We start from the raw sequence: 12005 nt of genomic DNA, 5'->3' as shown, positions 1-12005 counted from the left end.
TCATAGCAAAGAAATATCGAGAAAAGTAAATTTTGGAACTACTTCTTAAAGCGAATGAAAAATATGTTACCATCTGCTTTTGGATATGTAGAAGGATCTGGTATTTTTTACGGGATCGCCTCTTTTGCGCGCACGATCACGCCAGGATATTCTTACAGACTAAAAACAAAAAACGCAACGACACACGAAGCTATTTGCCAACCTAAAATAGAGCTTTCACAGACACCATCGCATGATGATTCTGGAATTTCCTTACAAGAAAAAGTGGCGATTGTAAAATCTGCCTTTGACTTAACGGGTTGGAAAAACTTTGCCCCTTTGGTTCTTTTTGTTGGGCATGGAAGTCATTCTGCTAATAACCCCTTCGGATCAAGTTTAGATTGTGGCGCCTGTGCAGCAAGCCCTGGTAGGCATAATGCCCGTATGCTAGCAAAACTAGCAAACATCTCTGAAGTGAGACATCAACTAGCTGTAGAACACCAACTAGTCATCCCTGCCAGTACAATTTTTATAGGAGCAGAACACAACACCACCACAGATGAAATTACCATCTTTGATGCAGAAGTTCCTGATACGCATCAAGAACAACTTCAAAAAGTAAAAACAGATCTGTACAAAGCACAACAAACAGCGACGCAAGAAAGGCTAAGTACTAAAAAGAACAGTATCGCCCTAGCGCAAGAAAAGGCAAATAATTGGGGTGAGACCAGACCAGAATGGGGTCTAGCCAAAAACGCAGGCTTTATCATCGCACCACGTGAACTAACTAAAAACGTACATCTTGATAGTCGTTGTTTCCTTCACTCCTATGATTGGAAAATGGATACTACTGGTAAGGCGCTTGAGGGAATCTTACAAGGTCCAATGGTCGTTACCCAATGGATCAATAACCACTACTACTTTTCTACTGTAGATAATGAAACTTTTGGTGGAGGAAGCAAGATTACACATAATATTACTGGTAAATTTGGTGTAGTACAAGGGAACGGAGGAGACCTTAAAATGGGACTTCCTTTACAATCTGTAAATCAAGCAGATAAAGAGATATACCACCAACCTTTACGCCTTAGTGTTCTTGTACAAGCACCTACAGAAAGAGTCGAACTAATCCTTAGGCAAAATGAACATCTTAAAACACTATTAGACAATGAGTGGATTTATCTCTTGGTGATGGATCCATTACAAGAAAATAGAATAAAACGATACAAAAAGGATTTTAAATGGGACTTCAGTGACAATCCTACATCAGGTAAAGAAGAGGTATCTAAACAAGTAGATACTCCAGTATTTGAAGAAGTACTTTCTTAAATCCTAAAGTAATTGCATATCATCAGAAATTATAAAGCAGGTTATTCCCTGTAAAATTTCTGAAATAACGATAAACCATTTAGATTCACTATCGCCAAAAAACTCCAGGACTTCTGGAGTTTTTTTATGAGTAAAACATCTGTAATCTTTTTATAATCAATGGGTTTTAAGTACGCTTTCGCGAAAGCGTATAACGCTACAAAAAATACACGCTACACGTATCATCAAAATTCATTGTATATTTAATCTAATCAAAATAAAGTACATCATACGTCTGCTTACTCTAGAATTACTTGCATTAATGCGTATAGCAACTGAAAGAATGGGTGTTGCAAAAATACCTTTCGCGTAAGCAAAAAAGGAATAATACATAAATCAATCAAAAAATCAATCCATCATGTCTTCTTCAAAATTACCTAGAATTGAAATTATTGATGCACTACGTGGGTTTGCATTAGCTGGTATTTTAATTTGTCACATGGTAGAGCAGTATCTTGGTGCTGGATCGCCAGAAAGTCATGGAGAAGCAGTGCGTGTAGGGCTGTCAGATCAAATTATAGAAGGCCTTATTGGCGTTTTTCTTAGAGGTAAATTTATTGCCCTATTTTCCTTTTTATTCGGGATCAGTTTCTTTATCCAAATGGATAATGGGTCCAAAAAAGGGAAAACCTTTGGCGGTAGATTCTTATGGCGGCTATTGTTACTTTTTATTATTGGCTACATACATAGTCTGTTTTACAGAGGTGATATCTTAACCATATATGCGATGCTCGGCATCTTTCTTATTCCCTTTTTTAAACTGAATAATAAATGGGTCCTTGGGTTTGCTGCCTTATTATTTCTCGGACTTGGTAGATATATCGTTTTCTATTTTACGCAAGGAGAGCACCTGTTTCTGGATGTAGATCCCATCGATATGGAAAGCACGCATATAAGTGATTATTACAACACTATAAAAAACGGAAGTCTATCGGACGTTTTTGCGACCAATAGCTGGCAAGGGCATCTTGATAAAATGAATTTTCAATACGGCATCTTCGGTCGAGGATATTTTACGTTTGCTTTCTTTTTGGTTGGATTGTATGTAGGACGCTCTGGATTTTTTAAACGTTTTCAGGAAGAGCGAACATTCACCAAAAAAATCCTCATCGGATCTACTATTTTATTTGTCCTGTCGCTCGGGATTACCGCTGGCGTCTTTATCAGTATGGGTAATGAAGTAAATATGAATAGTTGGTTGGCAATGATTGGGCTTTCAGGCTATGATTTAGTCAATTTATCTATGACGTTGATGTACCTAGCCCTCTTTGTCATGCTATACAGAAAAGTACGATCAGAAAAGTGGCTGTCTAAGTTTGCACCTTACGGAAGAATGGCGTTAACCAATTATGTGATGCAAAGTATATTGGGTACGATGCTGCTATATGGCTGGGGGTTTGGTTTTCTGGGAGAAATTTCAAATACGTACACCCTTTTGATCGCCATCGCTCTGATTGCCATACAAGTTTGGGGTAGCAAGATTTGGATGCAACACTTTACCTACGGTCCACTTGAATGGCTATGGCGAAGTCTTACTTTCTTTAAAGTGTTTCCTATGAAGAGAAAGACTAAATAAACAATTTCGGGACAAGCCCATAAGTGTTTTAAGGAGCAAAACATTTGATTTTGAAGCAACCTAGAGCATTTAAACATCGATTATCAACGTTGACTATCAGCATATATTTTCACTTCAAACTTTCTATTTTTCACTTGCTTCCGCTTTCGCGAAACCAGTTCTAAGCGTAATCGAAGTCGGAAACCTAATCTACTTTTTAAAAACAGATTTGGTTTTTATTTTCTAAATTAGTTACTTACAGCTATAACTACACGTGCACAAATGCCTTGTAATCACTAAATCCCTAAAGAATGAAGACTGTTGTTTTTCTCCTTATTTTCATGTTACCCTTAAGTGTTTTTTCTCAAAAGTATCCTAAGAGTGATCAGTTAAATTCTGCAAATCATTGGCTTGATTATCATTTTGAATCCAATTATGATAATCTTGAATTAGATCCTTATAGCCATAAAATAAGCATTACAACCACCAAGGAAGGGTTTAAACAATACATCGATAAAATCTATTTGGACATTACTGACAATGGAAGTTCTTGGAAAGGAGCTATTAATTTAAGGAAGGCAGTGTGGAAATCGTATGAAGATTATGCTGACGATAGTTTCTCTATGAAATTTAATTCGGAGGGGTTTATGACCCAATATGCAAATTTTTTATCAGGTGGAACAGCAACAGCCTATAAATACCATGGAAACACCTATTCTGATAAACAAACGGTGGTACGAAGTACTCGATTTGAAGGAAATACTCCATTAGAAAAGCCCTACTATCAAATCCACAAAGTAAAACACGATGACACTTACAAGATTCACTATATAGAATATAATTATGAAGAAAACACCTATAGAATAGGCGATGCCGAAGGAAACCCTGTTGTGACTTTAGACTTAGTAGACAGAGAGCCTAACGGTAGTTTTGATTATACTTTATTTGGTGTGAGAGAAGTTGGTACGTATAAAAAAGGAATGCTAGACGGAAAATATACCAAGTATAATGAAGAGGGAATTACTATTGAAGAAGGGAACTTTAAGAACAACTATAAAGTAGGCACTTGGACTGAATTTTCTGATGATTTTGAGCTTTACGATCTTATAGATGATCTCTGTGATGATTATGATCTCGATTTTTTAGATACACTAAATGATGAAAAACATTTTAATACCATAACTTACAACAAGGAAGAATACATTGTTGGAGTTGTCAATATGAGGTATAAGACAGGTGAAAAGTTAGGATATTATAGTTTCTCTGAAGATGATGACCACGTGTATGGTACTTTCGAGCTGTTTTATAAAAATGGAAATGTTTTTATAAAAGGAAAATATACCAGAAATGGCGATTTAAAAAGTGTTTCCTTATTTAAAGAAACGGGAGAGGAACTAACTATTGATGTATCGAAATATGTAGATAACTAACCGCTGACGCTCTACTACTCGTAAAATCACATATATAATTGACAGTTTACATAGACTACCAAATAGCATCTTTCGCGAAAGCGGAACAAACAGTTTAAATAATTAGAACGAAATTCACATTCCAATGAAATACGTACGTATCCTTACCATTTTTATGCTATTTAATTCGGTTACAACACCGCTATTGGCTCAGGAAGATCATTTTATAAAAGACTTTGTAGAACGTTTAGAAAATTCTAAGAAATATATAATGTTGGTGGCAGACATGATGCCAGAAGATACCTACAGCTTTAAAGCCTCAGAAGGATCCTTAACCTTTGCCGAAAATTTAATGCACATAGGCTATGCGATAGATTGGCACAGCCAGTCATTGTTAGGCGGTCGGGAATCCAGAGATTGGAATACGGACGTTCTATTTAAAGTTACCAATAAGTCTAAGGTAGAAATGATGGCAACCATAGACAAGACTTTTGACGAAACTATAAAATTACTCAAACAATTTGATGCGACTCAACTTGATAACGAGTTAGACTATTTTGGATTGACTAGAACGAAGCGACAAATCTTCTTATTACTTGCAGACCACATCACGCATCACAGAGCTCAAATGCTTGTGTATCTGAGACTCAACGGAATTACGCCACCAAGATATGTGCTGTTTCAATAGCATAAATTCGGTAAATTGAAGAAGCAGTACACTCTAAAATTAAGTTTAAATTTTTATTTTTTTCCGCTTTCGCGAAAAGCTATAAAGATTTTTATTTAGTTTGTAATTACTAAATTAGTTGCTTAAACAACGTGACTAATCTTATACAATCACGGTATAGCCCATTGGATGAAAATGAAAATAGCAGTCTTTAGTACAAAATCATACGATCAACATTACTTTGAAAAATATAATCAAGATTACGATTTCAATTTTTCCTTTTTTGAAACAAACTTACATGCTGATACTGCGAATCTTACTGATGGATTTGACGTCGTTTGTGTTTTTGTGAATGACATTGTTGATGAAAAAACCATAGAAATTCTATCTAATAATGGTGTCGGATTAATTGCATTAAGATGCGCTGGGTTCAACAATGTGGATATTGAGTCAGCTAAAAAACATGAGATTAAAGTAGTTAGAGTCCCTACGTATTCTCCAGAAGCTGTTGCCGAACATGCGATGGCACTGATTTTAACCTTAAACAGAAAGACACATAAAGCATATAACCGAGTACGTGAAGGTAATTTTTCATTGAAGAATCTGATTGGATTTAATGTGCACAAAAAAACAGTAGGCGTTATAGGTACTGGTCAAATTGGAGCTACCTTTTGTAAGGTAATAAAAGGGTTTGGGTGCAGAATTATCGCCTTTGATATTTCCGAAAATAGCGAACTTAAAGAGCTGGGTATAGAATATTTGAGTTTAGAAGGGGTATTCAAACAAGCAGATATCATTTCTTTGCATTGTCCGCTAAATGAGAATACCAAGCACATCATAGATAAAGCTTCCATTGCAACGATGAAAGAAGGTGTTATGATTATTAATACAAGCCGAGGCGCTTTAATTAACACACCTGATGCTATTGATGGGCTTACAAATAAGAAAATTGGATATTTAGGCATTGATGTCTATGAGCAAGAAGAAAATCTTTTCTTTGAGGATCTTTCAGAACGAATCATTCAAGATGAATTAATTTTAAGACTCATGAGCTTTCCAAACGTCTTAATTACTTCGCATCAAGCCTTTTTTACAAAAGAAGCTATGGTGGAAATCACAACAACTACTTTAGAAAATATACACGCTTTCGCGAAAAGCAAAGCATTAGAAAATGAAGTGAAGTAAAACACTTTTTATTTTTGTAAAGGATGGTTTCGTTTATTCAAGAAGAGACTTGCGTAGAAATTGCTTTTTTTTGTGTCACCATAAGTTGCAATTTTAGATTTTTTTTATGAGATGATTAGTAGCAATTCATTCTTTTGCTCACGGTATGGGCTTTGAAAATAAGAAATATAGCATAAAATGACTTTAGACATACTACGTTTGATGATTGATGCTGGTTTTATGGTCCTTATCTGGGCTGTACAATTGGTGATATACCCAAGTTTTTCCTATTATTCCACAACAAATTTATATACTTGGCACAAAAGCTATACAAAAAGAGTCACCTTTATCGTCTTACCATTAATGTTTAGTCAGCTTATATTAGGAGTGATACAATTATGGATGTCACAAAACTGGTATACATTAGTAAGCATGGGTATTATTATGACCCTATGGCTTTTGACATTTCTTGTTTTTGTTCCGCTTCATCAAAGTATTGATACTAAAAAATCTGTTGCACGAGTATGTGAAAAATTAGTGGTAGGAAACTGGATGAGAACAGTTCTCTGGACGCTATTATTTATTGCATCACTCATATATCAGATAATGAACTATAGAATATCCTAAAGATGAAAATATAAAATTTAAGAATACGTCGCTAAAATTTAGAGAAAAAGAGAGGGTACTTAGAAAATTAGTCATGTACACTCAACGGTTAAGGAAGTTCCAATAGGAAAGTAAGCTACAAAAGTGTATAACCATAATACAGTTTACCCTACTCCCCCATTCTACCAATAAACCCATCTAAAAACAACAATCTTTTTTCTGTCCAATCATTCATATAGCTTACCCCCTCTGCGTCGTATATAAAATCATTCCATCGTTTTTGTTCGCGTTCATACAATAAATCATCTTTAAGTTGGGTGTAGAGATCAGCTTGTCGTTGTTGTAGTGCTGTTGTTTCAAAAACACTTTGTCTCAATTCGATCCATCGGTTTTGAAAGCGTTGGATAAAGTTGTCTGGATTGACGGCAATTAACCGTCGTAGGAGGCCATTGGTTAAGAAGTCATTTGTAGTCGGAATCCGCTTCCCGCTAAAGATCGTACCAAAGCTTCCGTCAAGATCCCAAGGGACATAAAAATAAGGCTCTCCTTCTTTATAACGCGCTACGTAAATATTCTTCCCTAAATTATCGGGCGCTCGTAAAGCGTTGATAAATAAGAAATAATCAATAACATTCTCTATCTGGAATCGTGACGAGATGTCTTTCGCGAAAGCGGTATCATCACTATGTAAGACAAAATCGGTGAAATCATATAGATTATCCCAAGGGGTATCATTAGGAACAGGATATTTGATGTCATAGCCGCCCCAAGAGAGCAGGTAATTCTTTTTTTGAGGGATAGAGTCAAAAGAAGAGGCGCCGAGATATCGTGCCCCTTGAAAAAGTTCTCCGCGTATGGTATCGCCTTTGTTTTTTTTAATTTTCAATAATTTACGATCAACTTGTTCGCTTAACAGATACAATCCTTTGTAACGGTCGTTAATAAATACTTCGCAATAACGCGTTTCTACGCCCGCTTTGGCTTCAGGCTCTTTTTTAAGGTAATACGGGGTATGAATCTCTTTCCATAGTTGATAAGATAAATGTGATCTCATTCTGAGAGGTTCATTATGAACAGCATCTAGAATCCAATCATCATCATTTCGCATACCCATCATAGTCAGGTCTTTGTTGGACACTCCTTCTGATGATTTATATAAATTGATATCATACGTTTTTTTAGGAAATATAAGCGAACTACTTCCCCGTAATTCGATCCCAGCGTTGGTTTGTAGGATGGTATCAGAATCTGCGTATGTTAGGGTTGCCATCCGTTTTGGCTCATTCACAATGGGTTCATCAATATAAAATTGAAATAAAGGATGTTTTGTGATGTATAAAGTAAAGGTTTTTCCTTTTGAATTGATAAGACGATGTGTTGCTGCGGTAAGCGCTTTTCTTTTAGAAAGTTTGACCGTATAGCGCTCATTTTTATATACAATTTGCTGATCTCCTTTTCCATTTTTAAGCATCTGATACGGCATCACTGCCATAGACAAAGAATCGTCTATGGCTATGGACTGTATATCTGACTGGGCATTGCAACTAGCTACAAAAAAAAGACAACAAACAAACAGTATAAAACGATTCATATAATTAGGTGTAGTGTACATTATTTTTAATCGTGTAAGGTATGGGTAGGCGTATTATTTATTAGGAGTGCAAGATATATCATAGTTTTCAAGTAACAAATCAATCGCATTTAATATAATCTAGATCATAATTTATGAACAACCCCTTAAAAACCTTTCTATTTTTATATTTTCGCTATTATAAACAAAATCTATGCCCAAAAGAGTACTAACGCTGTTGCTCATACTTTGCAACAGTCTTTTTATATATGCGCAGGAATCTGTCAAAAAGCCTTTTGATGTAGATATCCAGTACTTTTATGGGAATATTCTGGAACACAGTAAAGACATTGCGCATCTCATCACAGAGCACCCTAAAGGAGTTATTCTGAGTTATAACCGTAAAACATACGGACTTAACGAATGGGAACGTAGGTATAACTATCCAGATTGGGGATTTTCCTTTATGTATCAAGATTTTGGAAATGAATTTGTAGGCAAAAACTACAGCCTTTTTGGGCATTATTCTTTTTATTTTCTAAAAAGAAAACTCCAGTTTCGAATAGCGCAAGGTATTGGATACAATACAAATCCATTTGACATCAACACCAATAAGAAGAACAATGCATTTGGATCACACCTTTTAAGCCCTACTTACCTCCTACTTAATTACAAACAACAACTCACTCCCCAAATACATATACAAGGAGGACTCATTATCACCCATTATTCAAATGGAAATGTACGTGCCCCAAACTCTAGCCTGAATACACTCGCCGCTAATGTTGGACTTGTCTATACACCAAAAGACCAAGAAATTCCTGAATATATTCCTTTGGGAACTAAAAAATATACAGAACCTCTCTCCTATAATTTCGTGCTTCGTGGAGGCGCTAATGAGAGCGATCGGTTAGGATTAGGACAACATCCCTTTTTTATTGCTTCTGCTTTTGTAGACAAACGTATTTCTTATAAAAGTACTTTACAAGCGGGTGTTGATGTCTTTTTGCTCGCTTTTTAAAAAAAAAGATTGAATTTGAAGCGATTGCCTTCCCACAATTTGGAACACAAGGCGATGAAGATTGGAAACGTGTAGGCGTTTTTATAGGTCACGAACTCCGTTTCGGGCGCATTGCTTTTGTGAGTCAGCTAGGGTATTATGTGTACTACCCGTATGATTTTGAAGGTCGTATTTATGAAAGAATTGGACTCAAACGTTATTTTGGAGATCATTTTTTTGGAGTAGTGACTGTAAAAGCACACGGTGCCAAGGCAGAAGCTGTTGAATTTGGAATAGGATATCGATTATGAAACATATTTTGAACATACCGGGATGGATGTTTAGTACGCTTTCGCGAAAGCGTATATTGACTGCATTCCTCTATATAGGCCTAGTAGCTGTATTTTCTGGTTGTGACTCTGAAGATGCTACCGATTGTCTCCAAACCGATGGAGATGCCATTACAAGAACGCTAGAGCTTCCTTTTTTTAATAAAGTACGTACGGAGAATGATATACGTCTTGAAATCACACAAGGAGATACGCAACATATTATTATTGAAACCCGAGAAAACCTTTTTAATGACCTTGTATTTAAAGTAGAAGACGAAACATTTATTATGCAAAATAAAAATGGATGTAATATCTTCAGAGATTTTGGGCGTACACTCGTACGTATCACCGTACCAAATCTTACGTTTATAAAAAACAGTGCTACGTATGAAATACGCAGTAATGGGACGCTTACATTTCCCAATGTGCAATTAGAAAGTGTCACCACACCAGGTATTGAAAGTGCTAATAAAACAGGGGATTTCTTTTTAGATTTTGAGTCAGAAAGAATCACTATTGTCGCAAATGGAATGAGTGATTTTTATATTACGGGTACTACAGAGCTACTTAATGTGAATTTCTCTGATGAATTTCCAACACTATTTGGAGAAAATCTTATTGCCCAAGATGTAATTGTACAACATGTGGGTGCCGCTCCTATGATTGTTAACCCGCAACTAAGTATTACGGGTGCAATACGAGCCACTGGTGACGTTATAGCAAAAAATCAACCTCCTATCATTGATGTAGAAGAACTCTTTACGGGACGACTTCTATTTGAAGAGTAAGTATATACACTGTAAGTTAAGTGTATTCATCTGGATACATTTGACTACTTAATAGCTGTATGACGTTATAAAGCACCTTTTCATCGGAAAAACATACAACTCTACATACCTATTCCTATTAACTTATAATGGGTATTTGTATATTTACAAGTATTAACATTTAAAATAAAAATTATGGTCAAAGCAAAATATCAGAAAGTTCTAGATTTAGGAGAAAAACTAGAGATAAAGAATGGTGATGTAAAAGTAGAAAATGGCGTTTTACAAGTTCACGGTACAGCAAAAAATCAGTATCATAAAAATCTGATATGGGACGCAATTAAAGAAGCTGGAGGAGAAAACCCTTCAGATATCATGGCAGATATTAAGGTAGAAAATACTTCTGTTTTTGCTCATCATACGGTTTCTCGTGGAGAGACGTTAAGTAAAATTGCTAAGCATTACTACGGAGACCCAATGAAGTATCCAAAAATCTTTGAAGCAAACAAACACATCTTAAAAAGTGCAGATGTAATTCACCCAGATCAAGAATTAATCATACCACATCTTTAATAGAAAAGTTGTAGGTATTTTAAATAAAAAAAATCCCCAATGTGGGGATTTTTTTTATTTTTAGTTTAATCTAAATAATTAATGCAAATGGCTAGTAATCAAAAACTATAATTGGCTTATATAAAGTGATCATCTAATCATTAAGACCCGCTAGCATTTTCTTTACTTTTTTATGTTTTGCTACCCAAATAGCCAATGCTTCTTTGTGTTTATTAATATTTTTATGCACTTCTTTTACAAGAGGATTATCATCTGCAACATGCTGAAAGAATCCTAAATTATTTTCTAATTGATTAATTTCTGCTTTAATTTCTTGTACTTTTTTACTGATAAAGAAGCGTTCTTTTTCTAAGGCATTTTCATCATTCTCCCCTACCATAGATTGCATACGATTCTCATATCGGATCATCTCAGATTCTTTCTTATCAATATCTAATTGTCCAAAAAGATTATCTAGCTCTTTATTGAAAACTTCGTCTATTTTACGTTTTGAATAAGGTACGCGCCCGATAGTTTTCCAAGTTGAAATATGCTCTTTTATTAAAGCTAGGTTTTCTTGATGGTCTCCTTTTAATTTTAATCCTTTAATGGTTTCTAACAGCGCTTGTTTTTTAACATACGCTTCTTCTTCTCCTGCATTTGCTTGTTTCTTGGATTTATGTAAGCGATCAAAAAAGTGATTACACGCATTTTTAAATTGCTTCCAAATCTTATCACTATCTTTTCTTGGCACATGCCCAATCTTTTTCCAATCGGCTTGAATGCGCTTCATAAGATCAATAGTTGCTGGGAAGTCATCGCTATCTTTATTCTCTTCAGCAATTTTAATCAGTTCTAGTTTCTTATTAAGATTTTCAAACTGTTCTTGTTTTTGAGATTTATAGAATGCATTCTTTTTATGATTAAATTCTTTAACGACCCCTTTAAAACTCGCCCACACTTCTTCATTTACATCATTAGCCACGCGTCCTGATTTGAAGAAGGCTTCTCTTAATGCTTCTACTTCTTTAACCTT

Annotated in this window: 12 protein-coding genes; 10 read left to right on the top strand and 2 right to left on the bottom strand. The window is 35.3% G+C overall.

The annotated features are described in order from the left end of the window. Nucleotides 1-15: 15 nt before the first annotated feature. The 6 genes from Q0505_RS09185 (at nt 16) to Q0505_RS09160 (ending at nt 6769) form a co-directional block, all read left to right on the top strand. Nucleotides 16-1308: a putative inorganic carbon transporter subunit DabA gene (locus Q0505_RS09185; RefSeq protein WP_366519389.1), complete on the top strand. Its 1293-nt coding sequence runs from the start codon at nt 16-18 to the stop codon at nt 1306-1308. A gap of 397 nt (nt 1309-1705) precedes the next feature. After that, a complete protein-coding gene (locus Q0505_RS09180) occupies nt 1706-2923 on the top strand; it encodes a DUF418 domain-containing protein (protein ID WP_299211803.1) in 1218 nt (405 codons plus the stop codon). A gap of 290 nt (nt 2924-3213) precedes the next feature. Beyond that, entirely contained in the window at nt 3214-4332 is a 1119-nt protein-coding gene (locus Q0505_RS09175) for a hypothetical protein (protein WP_299211799.1), read from the top strand. 124 nt (nt 4333-4456) lie between these two features. Beyond that, complete coding sequence (locus tag Q0505_RS09170; protein WP_299211796.1) at nt 4457-4999, top strand: DinB family protein; 543 nt, start codon at nt 4457-4459, stop codon at nt 4997-4999. A gap of 174 nt (nt 5000-5173) precedes the next feature. Continuing rightward, nucleotides 5174-6163, top strand: a complete 990-nt coding sequence (locus Q0505_RS09165; protein ID WP_299211806.1) for a 2-hydroxyacid dehydrogenase — start codon at nt 5174-5176, stop codon at nt 6161-6163. Between the two features lie 177 nt (nt 6164-6340). Further along, a complete protein-coding gene (locus Q0505_RS09160) occupies nt 6341-6769 on the top strand; it encodes a hypothetical protein (protein ID WP_299211793.1) in 429 nt (142 codons plus the stop codon). Nucleotides 6770-6917: 148 nt separating this feature from the next. Here Q0505_RS09160 and Q0505_RS09155 read toward each other — a convergent pair whose 3' ends face one another. Continuing rightward, the gene (locus Q0505_RS09155) at nt 6918-8339 is read right to left on the bottom strand and encodes a CotH kinase family protein (protein ID WP_299211790.1); all 1422 of its coding nucleotides are present in this window, start codon (nt 8337-8339) and stop codon (nt 6918-6920) included. Nucleotides 8340-8532: 193 nt separating this feature from the next. On the opposite strand from Q0505_RS09155, the gene Q0505_RS09150 reads away from it, so the two are divergent. The 4 genes from Q0505_RS09150 (at nt 8533) to Q0505_RS09140 (ending at nt 10990) form a co-directional block, all read left to right on the top strand. Further along, nucleotides 8533-9339, top strand: a complete 807-nt coding sequence (locus tag Q0505_RS09150) for an acyloxyacyl hydrolase (protein ID WP_366519388.1) — start codon at nt 8533-8535, stop codon at nt 9337-9339. A 119-nt stretch (nt 9340-9458) separates the two neighbouring features. Beyond that, the gene (locus Q0505_RS21425; RefSeq protein WP_366519387.1) at nt 9459-9629 is read left to right on the top strand and encodes a hypothetical protein; all 171 of its coding nucleotides are present in this window, start codon (nt 9459-9461) and stop codon (nt 9627-9629) included. After that, nucleotides 9626-10438: a head GIN domain-containing protein gene (locus Q0505_RS09145; RefSeq protein ID WP_299211787.1), complete on the top strand. Its 813-nt coding sequence runs from the start codon at nt 9626-9628 to the stop codon at nt 10436-10438. The genes Q0505_RS21425 and Q0505_RS09145 overlap by 4 nt, the downstream gene beginning before the upstream one ends. A gap of 174 nt (nt 10439-10612) precedes the next feature. Then, nucleotides 10613-10990 (top strand): LysM peptidoglycan-binding domain-containing protein, encoded by a 378-nt coding sequence (locus tag Q0505_RS09140; protein ID WP_299211784.1) that lies wholly within the window; start codon nt 10613-10615, stop codon nt 10988-10990. A 133-nt stretch (nt 10991-11123) separates the two neighbouring features. Here Q0505_RS09140 and Q0505_RS09135 read toward each other — a convergent pair. Then, a partial coding sequence (locus tag Q0505_RS09135) for a DUF349 domain-containing protein (protein ID WP_299211781.1) occupies nt 11124-12005 on the bottom strand: 882 nt, incomplete at its 5' end.

The organism is uncultured Dokdonia sp., from assembly GCF_937910895.1.
GTDB lineage: Bacteria > Bacteroidota > Bacteroidia > Flavobacteriales > Flavobacteriaceae > Dokdonia.
The sequence above is the reverse complement of the archived record's forward strand: the minus strand, read 5'-3'. Positions and strand labels throughout refer to the sequence as shown.